Here is a 14,528-nt window from a genome sequence, read left to right on the forward strand (position 1 = left end):
GGGGTCAAGGAACCGTTTCCGCAGAGTTGGTAAAATTGACCGATGTTTGAAATATTTGCAAGCTTTGGCGTGGCGTTAGGCCTCATCACCGGGGCCGACGAGGCGCTCGCGGGGATCGTCTCGCTCTCGCTGGGCCTGTCGCTCGTCTCCGCTGTCGCCGGCGCCGCGATCGGGCTGCCGCTGGGCGCGCTCATCGGCGTCGGGCGCTTTCCCGGCCGGCGCTCGCTCATCGTTCTGCTCAACGCGCTGCTCGGGCTCCCCAGCGTCGTCGTGGGCCTCGTGGTCTATCTTCTCCTGTCGCGCGCGGGGCCGCTGGGCTCGCTCGGGATCCTCTTCACGCCATCCGCGATCGTGGTGGCGCAGGCCCTGCTCGTGGCCCCCATCGTCGCTGCCCTCGCGCGCCAGATCGCGGAGGACGCCTGGAAGGAGTACGAGGAGCAGCTCACTTCCCTTGGGGTCTCCCGCCTGCGCGCCGTGCCGACGATTCTCCGGGACGCCCGCTACTCGCTCCTCACGGTGGTCCTCGCCGGCTTCGGCCGCGCCGCCTCCGAGGTGGGCGCGGTGATGATCGTGGGCGGCAACATCGACGGTGTCACGCGCGTGATGACCACGGCCATCGCGCTCGAGACCAGCAAGGGCGACCTGCCGCTCGCACTCGCCCTGGGCATCGTCCTCATTTCAGTCGTCCTTGCCGTGAATGCGGGCGCCTACGCGATCCGCGAGTGGAGCGCGCGGCACCATGGCTGAACGCGCCCCGTTCCTGCTGGAAGCGCGCGACCTCACCGTCATTCTGGGTGGCGTGGTCGCGCTCGATCGCCTGAGCCTTACCCTCGAGCCGGGCCTGCGCACCGTGGTGCTCGGGCCCAACGGCGCCGGAAAGAGCGTCCTCCTGCGCACGCTTCACGGACTCATTCCTCCCACCTCGGGCACCATCGAATGGCAAGGGCGAAACGGGCGCGCCACGAGGCAAGCCATGGTCTTCCAGCGCCCGGTGATGCTTCGGCGTTCGGCCATCGCCAATATCCGTTACGCGCTCGCCGTGAACGGCGTGCCCGAGCCGGAAAGAACGCACCGTGCTTCCGCCGCCCTGTCGCGCGTCGGCCTCACGTCCCTCGCCTGCCGCCCCGCGCGCGTCCTCTCCGGCGGCGAGCAGCAACGCCTCGCCCTCGCCCGCGCCTGGTCCCTCGAGCCGGAGATCCTCTTCCTCGACGAGCCCACGGCGAGCCTCGACCCGGGCGCCACCGCCGAGATCGAGCGCGTGATCGCTTCCATCGCCTCCGCCGGCACGCGCATCGTCATGACCACGCACAACCTCGGCCAGGCGCGTCGACTGGCCGACGAGGTCGTCTACATCGACGCCGGCCGCGCCCTGGAGCGCACGGCGGCCGACCGCTTCTTCCACCAACCCGCAACCCCGGATGCACACCGGTTCCTTCAAGGAGAACTTCCATGGAAATGACACTCGCCCGCACCTACTGGCGCTTCAGCCTCGCCTGGATCACCGCGGCCATTGCCGCCGCCTTGCTGCTCACCGTGCACCCTGCGCAGGCGCAAGGCACGTTCATCACCGTCGCTTCGACAACGTCGACAGAGCAATCCGGGCTCTTCAAGCAACTGCTGCCCGAGTTCCGGAAGGCCACGGACATCGAGGCGCGCGTCGTGGCCCTGGGCACCGGCCAGGCGCTCGACATGGGCCGGCGCGGCGATGCTGACGTGCTGTTCGTGCACGACAAGGCGGCAGAGGAGAAATTTCTCGCCGAGGGCTTCGGGGTGAAGCGCTTCGAGGTGATGTACAACGATTTCATCATCGTCGGCCCGAAAGCGGATCCGGCGAAGGCGAAAGGCAACGACGTGCTCGCCGGCCTCAAGGCGATCGCCGCCGCGAAGGCGCCCTTCGCCTCGCGCGCCGACAAGAGCGGCACCCACGCCGCGGAGATGCGCTACTGGAAGGCCGCCGGCATCGATCCCACCCTCGACAAGACGACGTGGTACCGCGAGACCGGGTCCGGCATGGGCCCCACGCTCAATACCGCCTCCGCCATGAACGCCTATGCCCTCGCCGACCGCGGCACCTGGCTTTCGTTCAAGAACCGCGGCGAGCTCGCCATCGTCGTGGAAGGCGACAAGCGGCTCTTCAACCAGTACGGCGTGATGCTCGTGAATCCCGCGAAGCACCCGCACGTGAAGACGGAAGCCGGCCAGAAGTTCATCGACTGGGTGATCTCGCCCGCGGGCCAGGCCGCCATCGCTGCCTACAAGATCGACGGCGAACAGCTCTTCTTCCCGAACTACAAGCCGGGCAACTGACGTGCGTCTCCCGCTTCTCTTCGCGGCCGCGGTGCTCATGTCCACGCCGGTCCTCGCGCAGGACGCCGTCAAGGTATTCGCCGCCGGCAGCCTCAAGGCGGCGCTCACCGAGGCGGCCGCTGCCTTCGGGAAGCGTGCCGGCGGTGCCCGGGTCGATTTCACTTTCGGGCCATCGGGCCTGCTCAAGGAGCGCCTCGAGAAGGGCGAGGCGAGCGACGTGTTCGCCTCCGCCAACATGGCACACCCGAAGGCGCTCGCCGATGCCGGGAAGGCGGGCCCGGTGCGCGCCTTCGCGCGCAACACGCTGTGCGCCCTGGCGGGAGCCTCCGTCAGGATGACGCCGGACACGCTTCTGGAGACCTTGCTCGACCCGAAGGTGAAAGTCGGCATTTCCACGCCGAAAGCCGATCCGTCGGGGGACTATGCCTGGCAGCTATTCGCCAACGCGGAAAAGTCGAAGCCGGGCGCGCAGAAGGCGCTGGAGGCCAAGGCCCTGCAGCTCACCGGCGGCCCGAACTCTCCGCCGCCGCCGAAGGATCGAACGGTCTACGGCGCGATCGTCGCGAAGGGCCAGGCCGACGTGTTCCTCACCTACTGCACCAACGCGATCCTCGCGAAAAAGGAGGAGCCGCAGCTCCAGGTCATCGCCATCCCCGCGAGCCTCAACGTGGGCGCGGATTACGGGATGGTCGTGATGAAAAATGCGCAGCCCGCCGGCGTGCGTTTCGCCGACTTCCTGCTCTCGCCCGAGGGGCGCGCGATCCTGGGCAGCTCCGGGTTCGCCCCGCCTCAATGACAGGGACATGATCAACGTCGACCTTCGCGCCGTCTGGCGCGTTCGTTCCGGAAAGCTCGAGCGCGAACTCGACCAGATGCTCATTGCGCTTCTGGCCGCGCTGGGCCAGTCGGGCAAGCTCACGGTGGCGGCAAGGGCGGCCGGCATCTCCTACCGGCACGCCTACAACCTGATCGAGCAGTGGGGCACCTTTTTCGGCGCGCCGCTTGTGACGATGCGGCGCGGCAAGGGCACGCAGCTCACGACGCTCGGCGAGCGCCTGCTGTGGGCCGGATGCCGCGTGCAGTCGCGCCTGGCTCCGGAGCTCGACGGCCTTGCCAGCGATTTCGCGCGCGCGCTGAACGAAGCCCTCCACCGACGCCAGGTCAACCTCATCGTGCACGCAAGCCACGATTTCGCCGTCGGGATCCTGCGCGACCTGCTCGCGACCGCGCGCATCCCGATGGACCTCCAGAGCCGCGGCAGCTTCGATGCATTGGCTTCCCTGCTGCGCGGTGATTGCGCCGTGGCCGGCTTCCATGTGGCCGACGGGCCCCTCGGCGCATTGATGTCGCGCCGCTATTCCGAGGGCCTCGAGGGCCGCGACGTGCGTCTGCTTCCCCTCGCGCGGCGGATGCAGGGGCTCATCGTCGCGCGCGGCAACCCGATGGACCTCACGACGGTGGCCGACCTGACGCGCCCCGGGGTGCGCATCGTCAACCGCCAGCGCGGGTCGGGCACGCGCGCCCTGTTCGAGTTTCTCCTCACCGATGCGGGCGTCGACCGCACGATGCTCCAGGGTTACGACAACGAGGAGATCACGCATTCCGCGGTCGCTGCCCTGGTGGCGGGTCACCAGGCCGATGCCGGATTCGGGCTGGAGGCCGCCGCCGCGCGTTTCGGCCTCGGCTTCCTGCCGGTGGCCACGGAACGCTATTTCCTCGCGGTCATCGGGGAGCGCGCCGCCACTCCCGGCGTGAAGGCGTTGCTCGCGAAGGCCGTCACGCCCGGATTCCGCGCGGCGATCGCGGCCTTGCCGGGCTACCGGACGCTGCCCGAGATGAACCTCGTGACCGTCGCCGAGGCCATCGGAATGGCGCAACCGCTCACCGCAGGTCCGTAGCCGCCGGCCGCAGGCACCGCGTATCGAGCCAGAGTGCGCCTTCGTGGATAATGGCGTTTCCAACCTGAAGGAACACGAACATGAAGCTGAGCGCCCGCAACCAGATCCCCGGTCGAATCCTCGAGGTCAAACGCGGGGCGACGACGGCGCACGTCCGGATCGAAGTCGCGCCCGGCATCGTCGTGACCGCCTCCATCACGAACGAAGCTGCGGACGAGCTCTCGCTCGCGGTTGGCAATGCGGTGACGGCCGTCATCAAGGCTTCCGACGTCATGGTAGGCAAGTAGTACGTGCGGCGGGCCATTGCGCTGCTGGCGGCGCTGGTTCCGCTGGCGACCCTCGCGGCACGGGACTTCGTCGACGACGCCGGTCGCAGGGTATCGCTGCCCGACAAGGTCGAACGCGTCTACGCCGCCGGCCCGCCGGCCTCCGTCGCCGTCTTCGCGCTGGCTCCCGACAGGCTCATCGGCTGGACGCGCGCCTTCCGCGACAACGAGAAGGCGTGGGTTCCGAAGAAATACGCCGACCTGCCCGAGCTGGGCCGGCTCTCCGGCCGCGGCAACACGGCCAACGTCGAGGTCGTTCTCAAGGCGAAGCCCGACCTCATCGTCGATATCGGCTCCACGGCCGGCACCTTCTCCTCGCTCGCCGACCGGGTGCAGCAGCAGACCGGCATTCCGTACGTGCTTCTCGACGGCAGGCTCGACACCACACCGCAGCAGATCGAGAAGCTCGCGAAAATTCTGGGCACCGAGGCAAGAGGCAAGGAGCTCGCGGATCTCTGGCGCTCGCGGGTCGATGCCCTCAAGGCGAGGATCGCCACCATCCCCCACGACAATCGGCCGGAGGTCTATTACGCACGCGGCCCGCAGGGACTCGTCACCGGCCTGGGCGGCTCGATCAATGTCGAGATGATCGAATTCCTCGGCGCGAAGAATGTGGCAGGCGGCGAGAAGGGCGGGCTGGCGCAGGTGGGCTTCGAGCAGGTCGTGCTGTGGGATCCGTCCGTGATCGTGACCAACGACCCGAATTTCATGCGCGACATGTGGAAGATGCCCGTGTGGACCAGCGTGACCGCCGTGCGGAAGAAGCGCGTGTACCTCTCGCCGCACCTGCCCTTCGGCTGGTTCGACTACCCACCGGGTGCCAATCGCCTCATCGGACTGCTGTGGCTCTCCGAGATCCTGTACCCCGACCTCTTCCGCCACGACTACCCGATGGAAATAGCGACGTTCTACAAGCTCTTCTACCATCAGGAGCCGACGGGGGAGCAGATCGCGAAGATGCTGGCCGAACCGGGCGTCCTGCCACGATGATCCTCGACCGCGCGCGCTTTCCCCTGTGGCTTGCGGTCGCGCTCGCGGTTCTCCTCGTCCTGGCGGGTTGGAGCTTCACGGTCGGGCGCTTCCCCGTGTCCCCGGGCGATGTCTGGGCGGCGCTCTGGTCCGCCATCGCCGGTGGCGAGAGCGGTCTCGCGAAGAACGTCGAGGCGGTGATACTGCAGGTGCGCGCGCCACGGCTCGTCGCATCGCTGGTGGTGGGTGCCGCGCTTGCCGCTGCGGGCGCCGCCTACCAGAATCTCTTCAAGAACCCGCTCGTCTCGCCCGACATCCTCGGCGTCTCCGCCGGTTGCGCGCTGGGCGCGGGGCTCGCGATCCTCTACTCGCTGCCGATCGTCGCGATCCAGGCGCTCGCGTTCGCCGGCGGCCTCGCCGCCGTGGCGCTCGTGGTCGCCGTGGGCAGCTGGGTGCGCGGGCGCGACCCCATCCTTACCCTCATCCTCACCGGCGTCGTCGTGGGCTCGCTCTTCGGCGCGGGAGTCGCCTTGGTGAAATACGTCGCCGACCCGTACAACCAGCTCCCCGCCATCACCTTCTGGCTGCTGGGCAGCTTCAGCGGCGCGCTGCCCAAGGACCTCGCCGTGGCCATGCCCCTGTTGGCGGCCGGACTCGTTCCGCTCGTGCTGCTTCGCTGGCGCATCGACCTCCTCGCGCTCTCCGAGGACGAAGCGCGCTCCCTGGGCCTCGACGTTGGCAGGCTGCGCCTGCTCGTCATCGTCTGCGCCACGCTCGTCACCGCCTCCGCCGTGGCGCTGGCCGGCGTCATCGGCTGGGTCGGCCTCGTGATCCCGCACGCGGCGCGCTTGCTCGTGGGCGCGAGCTTCGCTCGCGTGATGCCGCTTTCCCTCGTGCTGGGCGCGGCCTTCATGCTCGCCGTCGATACGCTCTGCCGCACCGTGGCCGCCACCGAGATTCCGCCGGGCGTGGCCACCGCCTTCATCGGAACGCCCGTCTTCATCGCCTTGCTGGCCGTCACCTTTCGCCGATGACGCTCGCCGCCCGGGCCCTGGACTTCGGATTTCGCGACCACACGGTCGGACGCGGGCTCGATTGCGCAGTCAAGGCCGGCGAGGTCGTCTGCCTCCTGGGTCCCAATGGCAGCGGGAAGTCGACGTTGCTGCGCACGCTGCTCGGACTGCAGCCGCCACTGGGCGGCGATGTCACCCTCGATGGCCGGGTCCTCGGCGCATGGGGCGCGGCGGAGCGCGCACGCCGGCTGGCCTACGTCCCGCAGGCCGCGGACAGCTATTTCGATTTCAGCCTGCGCGAGACTGTCGAGATGGGCCGCACGGCGCATCGCGGCATGTTCGCGAGTCCCGCTCCCAGGGACCGCGAGGTCGCCGCCGCCGCACTCGAGCGATTGGGCATCGCCGGCCTCGCCGATCGCCCCATCCATGCGGTGAGCGGCGGCGAACGCCAACTGGCCCTCATCGCCCGCGCGCTGGCGACCGAAGCCGGCTACCTCGTGATGGACGAGCCGACGGCGAACCTCGATTACGGCAACCAGTCGCGCGTGCTGGACGAGGTGGCGCGCCTCAGGGAAGCGGGCATAGGCGTGCTCGCCTCCACGCATCATCCGGAGCAGGCCTTCCGCATCGCCAACCGCGTGTTGCTGCTCGCCGCGGGAAAGCTAGTCGCGCAGGGGCCCACCGAAACCACGCTCACGTCGGAGACGCTTTCCGCGCTCTATGGCCGGCGCATCGAAGTGGCAACGGTGAGGCTGGCGGACGGGGCCGAGCGGCGCGTCTGCGTGCCCGCCTCCGGAACCTAGCGGCCGCCGGAAACGTCGATGAAGGCGCCCGTGACGAACGAGGCCTCGTCGGACAGCAGCCACAGGATGGCATTGGCCACTTCCTCCGGCATGCCGCCCCGCCCGAGGGGAACGGACGACTTCATGCGCTCCACGCGCCCCGGCTCGCCGCCGGCTGCATGGATGTCCGTGATCACGAGTCCCGGCCGCACCGCGTTCACGCGGATGCCTTCTGCCGCGACCTCCCGGGAAAGGCCGATGGTCATCGTGTCCACCGCGCCCTTGGAGGCCGCGTAGTCGATGTACTCCTCGGGCGAGCCCAGCCGCGCCGCGCCGGAGGAGACGTTCACGATCGCGCCTCCCTTGCCGCCGCGGTTCGTGGACATGCGCCTCACCGCTTCGCGCGCGCAAAGGAACGATCCGACGACGTTGGTCGCGAGCACGCGTCCGATTCGCGCGCCGTCCATGTTCTCCAGGCGCATTTGCCGCTCGAGGGCGCCGGCGTTGTTGACGAGGGCGTTGAGCGGACCCAGCTCCCAGTCCACGGTCTCGAAGAGACGCACCACATCGGCTTCCTTCGCCACGTCGGCCGCCACCACGATGGCCCGGCCCCCGGCGCCCTTGATCGCGCTCTCCACCTCCCGAGCCGCAGCCTCGTTGCGCAGGTAATTCACGCAGACCGCATACCCGCGGCTTGCCGCGAGAATCGCGGTGGCCGCGCCGATGCCGCGGCTCGCCCCGGTGATGATCGCCACACGCTCCATGTCGCCCCTCGCGCTGCGGGCATGCAAGTCCCGCCAATCCCGAGTCTAGCCGATGGAGCCGGCTGGACAGTGCGGCGGGCGCGCCTCAGAATCGTCCGTTGCCCCACCCGCTTGCCGATGGAACCCGATTTCCCTTCCGCGCCGCTCCAGCCCGTCGTCCGCACCGTGCCCGTCCTGCGACCGTTCGCGTGGCTGGCCAGCGGGTGGCGCGACCTCGCCTATTCGCCGGGCGTGAGCCTGTTGCACGGCTTCATCGTCGCGGTCGGCGGCTGGGTGATCGCGGCGCTGGCGCTGAAGTGGCCGCCCCTCCTGCCGGGCGCGTTCTCCGGTTTCGTCCTCGTCGCGCCCATCCTCGCGACGGGACTCTACGAGATGAGTCGCTGCCGGGAACTCGGCAAGTCCGGCGACATGGCCGCCGCCGTGGACGCGTGGCGCCGCGGCACGCGCCCCCTGGTCTGGATGGGGCTGGGGCTGGCGATTGCCGGTACCGCCTGGGTGCTCGTCTCAGCCGTGCTCATGGCCCTCTTCGTCACGGCGCCCATCACGGGCGGGGAGGCATTCGTGCGCCATGTGATCCTCTCGCAGGGGTCCAACCTGTTCCCGGTATGGATGACCCTGGGCGCGCTGGGCGCCTCGCTCGTCTTTGCGGCGACCGTCGTCTCCGCCCCGTTTCTCCTCGACCGCGACACCGACCTGCTCACCGCCGTGAGGACGAGCGTGCGCGCCGTGGGCGAAAACCCGATGGCCATGGGCGTGTGGGCCACGTTGATCATGCTGGCCACGGCGCTTTCCATGGCGACGGCAATGCTGGGGTTCATCGTCGCGATCCCCGTGATCGGACACGCCACCTGGCACGCCTACCGCGAGACGGTGGACGCGGCAGGCATCCCCCTGCGGGAGTGAGCGGCGATGTTCGGTCTCGAGGGCATCCAGATCACCGAGGCGCAGGTCGCCGAATTCGGCATGACCTACGGGGTGGGCGGGTTCATCCTGTTCATGCTCTTCGTGATCGCGAGCATCGCGAAGGAATCGAAGGCGGGCAAGTTCGGCACGTTCGTGCTCTTCTTCGTCCTGGCGTTCGGCATGGTGGGCTTCGTCGCCAAGGGCATCATCCAGAAGATCCTGGGCATGTAGCGCACGGCGCGCCTAGCGCCGACCCAGCGCCTTCGCCAGCGTATCCCCGGTGACGCTCTTCGCCTGCGCGAAGCCCGCCACGAAGCGCGCCTGCGAAGGGCGGATCGCGAAGAACGAGAAATCGCCGAACTCGGTGAGCGGCGCCGCCTCCGGAAATCGCGCCAGGTACGAATCGCGGCATGCGTGCTCGCCGCCGGAGCCTTTCTCCATCTCGGCCGCCTCGCCCTGCACCGACACGCGCGCGAGTGCCTGCGCGGCCACGCCCTCGCCTTCGGGCTGCATCACGAGGAGCGAGACGCGCGGATCGGCCAGCATGTCCTTCGTATGCGCCGCGAGCCGGCTCACGTGGATCACGAACGCGCTTGCATCGGGCAGGACCGCGTAGGGCACCATCGAGACGAAGGGCGCGCCGGCGTGCAGCGTGCCCAGGGCTGCCACGGTGCGGCGGTGCACGAGGCCTGCCAGTTGCGCGGCGAGCTCCGGGCTCAAGGCGCGCCGCCGGGGGGAGCGACCACGGCACCCTTGATCTGGTGACGCCCGAGGGCATCGAGCACGAATCCCGATGCCTTCATTTCCTCCACGAACTCGGCGAGGTATCTGGCGCCCGCCTCTTTCCCTTTCGTCATGCCCATGGCCTGGTTGATGACCATGAACCGGCCCGGCAGGAGTCGCAGGCCCGGGATGCGCCTGGCGTCTAGTTCCAGCTGCTGCTTCACGCCCGCGGCGACGTCGAGCTTGTTGGCGAGGAAATAATCGACCACCGCGGGCGAGGTGGGTGCGCGCTCGATCTTCGCCTTCTTCAGGTTGCGGGCCAGGTAGAGGTCATAGGCGCTCTTGTTGCCGACCGCCACGCGCACGCCTTCCCGATCCACTTCCTCGTTGGCGCGGATCGGGGAATCGTTCTTCACGAGGTAGGCGCCCTCGATCTGCACGTAAGGCCCGGTGTACGACGTGGTCGCCGCGCGTGCCGGGTCGATGGCGAAGAAGCCGACGTCGACGCGCCCGGAGGCGAGCGTCTCGACCGATGTTCCCGCGGAGGTCACCGTCACCAGCTCGGCCTCGACGCCCAGGCGCTTCGCCAGTTCCCGCGCGAGATCCACCGACACGCCCGTCGGCACGGCCGACGCGGACTCCCGTTTCGCGAGGATGGGATTGCCGAGGTTGATGACGGCGCGCAGCTTGCCGGTGGGCGCGAGGTCGGAGACGACCGCCGGGGGCGCCATGGGCGCGGTGGCACAGGCACAGAGAAGAACGGCGGCGGAGGCGGCGAGGGCTTTGCGGATCATGGCCTTCCTTTCGTGGAGGACGTTGATTGACTCGGACTTGGGGCGATTGGCTACTCGCCCGGCGGGTGCGCGTCGAGCAGCTTCTTCGACGCGACATTGCGCCAGGCGGCATCGGCCAGTGCGCGAAGCTGTGCGGCGTTGACTCGCGGGAGGTTCACCTGCGTGAAGCCGAGGCGCCCCCAGCTGCCCACCGAAAAGGCTTCCGGGTCCATCTGGACCAGCGCCTGCTGGTCGGCAGGGGCGAGCTTCATCACGGCGCGCTTGTCCGCCGGCCACAGCGTCATGAAGATCTTCCCGCTCACGCGGAAATCCGGATGACCCATGTGCGCACCCTCGACGGCCTCCGGGCAGGCAAGGGCGATTCTCCTGGCGGTTGCGACGGTGGCCATGGCGGCACTCCTTTCCGGGACTGGTCGCAGCACTTCACCGCGAGGACGAGGGGCATCAGCGCAACGAACGCAAGCATCGCATGGTAGCCCACCGCGGCGTCCGGTCGTGCTGCACTGACGTGGCGGACTATAATCGCCTTTCCGCAGACCGCACCACATCCCCCCACCATGGAAGAGCTGGATTTCACCAAGTCGCCGCCCGCGACATCGCCGCCGGTCGCGCCTTCGGCGCCCTTCAAGGCGGCCGCAAGCCCGTTCTACGATCGCGCCGTTGCCGAGAAACTGTTCCAGGAGTCGGGACACGCCGAGCGCTTCGCCGCCGGCGCCACCCTTTTCGTCGAGGACGAGAAGGCCTCCTCCGGCGGCTTCTTCTCGCGTGGCTCCGCAAGCCGCATGTACATTCTTTCCGAAGGTCAGGTTTCGCTCAGCACCGACGGACGGACGCTCGACACCGTCGGCGCAGGCGAGGTGATCGGCGAGATGGCGGTGATCACCGACCGCCCGCGCAGCGCGACGGCTCTTGCGAAGACCGATTGCGCCGGCTGGTCGATGAGCGCCGAGGAACTCAAGGGGGCGCTCGCGCGAAAGCCCGAGTTCGCGATGATGCTGATGAGCGTCATATTCGACCGCCTGCGCTTTGTCACGGCTCGCCTTGCGTCCCGCCGGGTTGCCGCCGCCGCGCCATCCGGCGAACCGCCGGTTTTCGACCCGCCCTTCCTTGCGCGCCTCGAGCAGGCGCTTCCGCGTTCCGCCATCACGCGCTACCCGGCCGGAGCCGCCGTCATGCGGGAGGGCCAGTCGGGAGCCTACATGTACGTCGTGAAGGCGGGTTGCGTTGCCATCTCGGTTCGTGACCACGTCGTCGCCGTGGTGAACCCGGGCGGCACGTTCGGCGAGATGGCCCTGGTGGACCAGTCGCCGCGCTCGGCAACCGCAACGGCGCAGGCCGAGTGCGAACTCCTCTCGATCGATCGCCCCGCCTTGCTGGAAGTGGTAAGGAATCAGCCCGAGTTCGCCATGGCGATGCTTCGCGCCTTCGCGGAGAGACTGCGGCACGCGAACGCGCAAATCGCCTGAGGGCGGTCGCTTCCCGCGCCTGCGGCGCCCCCGTCAGATCATGCGGCCGTGCGCCGACTCCTCGGCGAGCTTGGCCAGCCGCCTGAGGCGCGTCTGCTCCTTCTTCGCGCTCGCGACCCACCAGCTCGCCTTCCTGCGGTACCAGGGCGGCTGGGCCTCGAAGAACTGCCACGCCGCCTTGTTCCGGCGGAGCATGGCCGCATACGGCTCGACCAGCTCGCCGTGCAGCTGCTCATAGGAATAGATCCCCGACTTCTCCTCTCGCCGCGCGCCGTGGGCCTTCAGTCCGGACTGATGCATGCGGCCTTCGATTTGGAGGGCCTCTATCCGCCTCACGTTCACGGCGCTCCAGGTGCTGCCGGGCCTGCGCGGGGAGAAGCGGATGGCGTAGCTCTCGTCGTCGATGCGCTTGCGCACCCCGTCGATCCAGCCGACGCACAGCGCCTCGTCCACCGACTCCGGCCACGTGATGCTCGCGGTGCCCGTGCCCACCTTGTGGAACCCGACCCAAAGCTCGGTTGCGCTGCCGTGATGCTTCGCGAACCATTTCCGGAGTTCCTCGGGCGAGCGGAAGAACGTGGCTTTTGCGAACATGGTGGTCATCCCGACCTCCCGGTTGGATGCAGTTCCCTGCGAATGACGAGCCTGAGCCCCGACCACACCTCGTCCACCGCGCGGACCTTCACATCGGCGAGGCCCATCGGCAAGGCCAGTTCGCGCAGGACGGGCGCGGTTGCACTATCGGTCTATGGCCCCGGTGGCGGGTTCCTCGCGTTGCCAGGGCCACCGGCCGCTCACTTCCAGTTCAAGCGTGAAGCTCAGCAGCGTCCGGATGGCCACGATGGCCGCCAGCACTCCCAGGTTCTGGAACGTGGGCTTGATGGCGACGGTGCCGATGATGTCCGCCATCACCAGTAGCTCGAGTCCCAGCAGGATGGCGCGGCCGAGATTGACGCGCAGGCCGTGGTAGGCGTCGCGGAAGTCGTGGCCGCCAGTCAGGCGCCAGGCGAAGGCTCCAGCGGCAACAAGAGCACCGAAGATGAGCACGGATACGCCCGCCGCCTCGACAATGCGCGCCGCGCCGGTAATGAGTTGGTCGTATTCCATGGATGCCGTCTCCACGCTCCCGTCCTCCGCCCGAACCGCGCTAAGGAGCCTCGGGGCGATCGCGAGCCACGATTCCAAGGTACTCCGCCAGTCGCCCGTTCGCCAGCGGCTTGGTCATGACCCGCATCGTGTGGACCCGCCTGCCTATCTCGATGCCTTCGCGCGTGCGGACCTGCGCGTAGCCGGCCCTCTCCCAGAAGCGTTCGGCCCGGGAATTCCCCGCGGCCACGTTGAGCCGGAGCCAACGCGCGCCGTCGCACCGGATCCAGTCTTCGAGACCGGAATGGACGGCCTTCGCGGTCCCCGTCCCGTGGAGCGCGGTGGCGATGATGAAGAGTCCGATGTGCCAGACACCCTCGGCAAGAAGGTCGGAGACCACGTCTGCCACCCCGATCGTCGAGCCCTTGCCGTCCACGAAACGGATGAACCACTTCCGGCTGTAAGGCCAACCTTCCGGCGGCCTGTCGTCGAATTCCTTGCGCGCCTCGTCCGTGCCGGGTCCCATCCCGCCGACGGCAAGGAAGTATTCCGGGTTGGCCTCGAAGAAACACTGGATCTCATCCAGATCCTGCGCGCCAACTTCCAGCGCCTGGAACGAAGGCCCCGAAAACAGTACCTCTCCCGTGCGCATCTTCTCCGGCGTTCGCAGGCTCGGCAGCGCGAACCGCATGATGCAGAACCCGGCCGTGACCTGCTCGTGAAGCTGCGCCCCCAGGCGCGTGTAGAACCCCGGCCCGTCGGTCCCGAAATAAACGCCCCCGAATCCGAGCCGCGAAGCCTCGGCCAGGAGCGCCTGCACGAGGAGCGTTCCGATGCCCTTCCCGCGATGCCGCTCCACCACCACCATGGCCGCCAGCCACGGATGCAGGTGCGTGCGCTTGCGGTCGTCGTTGTCGATGAGGTTCACGGTGCCGGCCAGCTCACCATCCACGAGCGCGACGAGGCAAATCGGGATGCGATCGGGATTCGTCGCGGTTTGCAGGTGTGCCCTCAGATCTGCGACGCTCATGCCGTCCCGGTCCTTCCAGAACTCGTCGTAGATCAGCTGCGCAACAGCGTCGGTCAGGTGCGCGTGCCGGAACAGGGGCTCGATCATGCCCCGACCCGCCAGGGCGGATCGAGACGGTTCCCGCCCGCATGGTAGAGACAGATGACATTGCCCGAAGGATCGACGAGCCGGGCCTCCCGCCAGAGCCACGGTTGGTCTCGCGGCTCGTGGATGAAGCACAGCCCCTTGGCGCGCAGCTCGGCGACCTGTTCGTCCAGCGCGGGGCACTCGAAATAGACCACTGTCGGAGGAGGTTCCGCGAGCGCTTCGACCGCATGAAGCGAAAACGTCGCGTTGCCGACCGTCGCCTTGAATCGTGCGTAGTGCGGAGAATCGACGATCAACTCGAACCCCATGGCCCGATAGAACGCCACCGAGGCGGCGACATCCCGTGCGGGAAGCGTGACCTGGTTCAGGTCCATGGGGCG

20 protein-coding genes are annotated in these 14,528 nt (G+C 68.5%); 12 read left to right on the forward strand and 8 right to left on the reverse strand.

The window, feature by feature from the left end:
* Nucleotides 1–42: 42 nt before the first annotated feature.
* The 9 genes from IPP91_16720 to IPP91_16760 all read left to right on the forward strand — a co-directional run bounded on the left by IPP91_16720 (nt 43) and on the right by IPP91_16760 (nt 7,316).
* On the forward strand, nt 43–747 hold the full coding sequence (locus tag IPP91_16720) for an ABC transporter permease (protein MBL0143698.1): 705 nt from the start codon (nt 43–45) through the stop codon (nt 745–747).
* Nucleotides 740–1,459: an ATP-binding cassette domain-containing protein gene (locus IPP91_16725; GenBank protein MBL0143699.1), complete on the forward strand. Its 720-nt coding sequence runs from the start codon at nt 740–742 to the stop codon at nt 1,457–1,459. Before IPP91_16720 ends, IPP91_16725 begins: the two co-directional genes overlap by 8 nt.
* The gene (locus IPP91_16730) at nt 1,456–2,307 is read left to right on the forward strand and encodes an extracellular solute-binding protein (GenBank protein ID MBL0143700.1); all 852 of its coding nucleotides are present in this window, start codon (nt 1,456–1,458) and stop codon (nt 2,305–2,307) included. The genes IPP91_16725 and IPP91_16730 overlap by 4 nt, the downstream gene beginning before the upstream one ends.
* 37 nt (nt 2,308–2,344) lie before the next feature.
* A complete protein-coding gene (locus IPP91_16735) occupies nt 2,345–3,103 on the forward strand; it encodes a molybdate ABC transporter substrate-binding protein (protein ID MBL0143701.1) in 759 nt (252 codons plus the stop codon).
* 7 nt (nt 3,104–3,110) lie between these two features.
* The gene (locus IPP91_16740) at nt 3,111–4,205 is read left to right on the forward strand and encodes a helix-turn-helix transcriptional regulator (protein ID MBL0143702.1); all 1,095 of its coding nucleotides are present in this window, start codon (nt 3,111–3,113) and stop codon (nt 4,203–4,205) included.
* 80 nt (nt 4,206–4,285) lie between these two features.
* Nucleotides 4,286–4,492 carry a TOBE domain-containing protein gene (locus IPP91_16745; GenBank protein ID MBL0143703.1) on the forward strand — a complete coding sequence of 69 codons (207 nt, stop codon included), beginning with the start codon at nt 4,286–4,288 and terminating at the stop codon, nt 4,490–4,492.
* Between the two features lie 3 nt (nt 4,493–4,495).
* Complete coding sequence (locus IPP91_16750; protein MBL0143704.1) at nt 4,496–5,521, forward strand: iron ABC transporter substrate-binding protein; 1,026 nt, start codon at nt 4,496–4,498, stop codon at nt 5,519–5,521.
* Nucleotides 5,518–6,534, forward strand: coding sequence for an iron ABC transporter permease (locus IPP91_16755; GenBank protein MBL0143705.1), 1,017 nt, complete (start codon nt 5,518–5,520; stop codon nt 6,532–6,534). The genes IPP91_16750 and IPP91_16755 overlap by 4 nt, the downstream gene beginning before the upstream one ends.
* Nucleotides 6,531–7,316 (forward strand): ABC transporter ATP-binding protein, encoded by a 786-nt coding sequence (locus IPP91_16760; protein MBL0143706.1) that lies wholly within the window; start codon nt 6,531–6,533, stop codon nt 7,314–7,316. The genes IPP91_16755 and IPP91_16760 overlap by 4 nt, the downstream gene beginning before the upstream one ends.
* Here IPP91_16760 and IPP91_16765 read toward each other — a convergent pair.
* The gene (locus IPP91_16765; GenBank protein MBL0143707.1) at nt 7,313–8,059 is read right to left on the reverse strand and encodes an SDR family oxidoreductase; all 747 of its coding nucleotides are present in this window, start codon (nt 8,057–8,059) and stop codon (nt 7,313–7,315) included. The genes IPP91_16760 and IPP91_16765 overlap by 4 nt on opposite strands.
* Before the next feature lie 117 nt (nt 8,060–8,176).
* Here IPP91_16765 and IPP91_16770 point away from each other — a divergent pair, with 117 nt between their 5' ends.
* Nucleotides 8,177–8,962, forward strand: coding sequence for a DUF2189 domain-containing protein (locus IPP91_16770; protein ID MBL0143708.1), 786 nt, complete (start codon nt 8,177–8,179; stop codon nt 8,960–8,962).
* Between the two features lie 6 nt (nt 8,963–8,968).
* Complete coding sequence (locus IPP91_16775) at nt 8,969–9,193, forward strand: DUF2788 domain-containing protein (protein MBL0143709.1); 225 nt, start codon at nt 8,969–8,971, stop codon at nt 9,191–9,193.
* A 12-nt stretch (nt 9,194–9,205) separates the two neighbouring features.
* On the opposite strand, the gene IPP91_16780 is transcribed toward IPP91_16775, so the two are convergent.
* The 3 genes from IPP91_16780 to IPP91_16790 are packed head-to-tail and all read right to left on the reverse strand — an operon-like array spanning nt 9,206 to nt 10,868.
* A complete protein-coding gene (locus tag IPP91_16780; protein ID MBL0143710.1) occupies nt 9,206–9,682 on the reverse strand; it encodes a pyridoxamine 5'-phosphate oxidase family protein in 477 nt (158 codons plus the stop codon).
* The gene (locus IPP91_16785; protein ID MBL0143711.1) at nt 9,679–10,479 is read right to left on the reverse strand and encodes an ABC transporter substrate-binding protein; all 801 of its coding nucleotides are present in this window, start codon (nt 10,477–10,479) and stop codon (nt 9,679–9,681) included. The genes IPP91_16780 and IPP91_16785 overlap by 4 nt, the downstream gene beginning before the upstream one ends.
* 50 nt (nt 10,480–10,529) lie before the next feature.
* Entirely contained in the window at nt 10,530–10,868 is a 339-nt protein-coding gene (locus IPP91_16790) for an MmcQ/YjbR family DNA-binding protein (protein MBL0143712.1), read from the reverse strand.
* A 168-nt stretch (nt 10,869–11,036) separates the two neighbouring features.
* Here IPP91_16790 and IPP91_16795 point away from each other — a divergent pair, with 168 nt between their 5' ends.
* On the forward strand, nt 11,037–11,945 hold the full coding sequence (locus tag IPP91_16795) for a cyclic nucleotide-binding domain-containing protein (protein MBL0143713.1): 909 nt from the start codon (nt 11,037–11,039) through the stop codon (nt 11,943–11,945).
* Between the two features lie 33 nt (nt 11,946–11,978).
* On the opposite strand, the gene IPP91_16800 is transcribed toward IPP91_16795, so the two are convergent.
* From IPP91_16800 to IPP91_16815, 4 genes are all read right to left on the reverse strand, one after another.
* Nucleotides 11,979–12,539 carry a YdeI/OmpD-associated family protein gene (locus IPP91_16800; protein ID MBL0143714.1) on the reverse strand — a complete coding sequence of 187 codons (561 nt, stop codon included), beginning with the start codon at nt 12,537–12,539 and terminating at the stop codon, nt 11,979–11,981.
* Between the two features lie 144 nt (nt 12,540–12,683).
* Nucleotides 12,684–13,052, reverse strand: coding sequence for a DUF1622 domain-containing protein (locus tag IPP91_16805; protein MBL0143715.1), 369 nt, complete (start codon nt 13,050–13,052; stop codon nt 12,684–12,686).
* A 40-nt stretch (nt 13,053–13,092) separates the two neighbouring features.
* Nucleotides 13,093–14,148, reverse strand: a complete 1,056-nt coding sequence (locus IPP91_16810) for a GNAT family N-acetyltransferase (protein ID MBL0143716.1) — start codon at nt 14,146–14,148, stop codon at nt 13,093–13,095.
* Nucleotides 14,145–14,522: a VOC family protein gene (locus IPP91_16815; GenBank protein MBL0143717.1), complete on the reverse strand. Its 378-nt coding sequence runs from the start codon at nt 14,520–14,522 to the stop codon at nt 14,145–14,147. Before IPP91_16815 ends, IPP91_16810 begins: the two co-directional genes overlap by 4 nt.
* Nucleotides 14,523–14,528: the final 6 nt, after the last annotated feature.

It is taken from the genome of Betaproteobacteria bacterium (assembly GCA_016720855.1).
Taxonomy (GTDB): domain Bacteria; phylum Pseudomonadota; class Gammaproteobacteria; order Burkholderiales; family Usitatibacteraceae; genus FEB-7.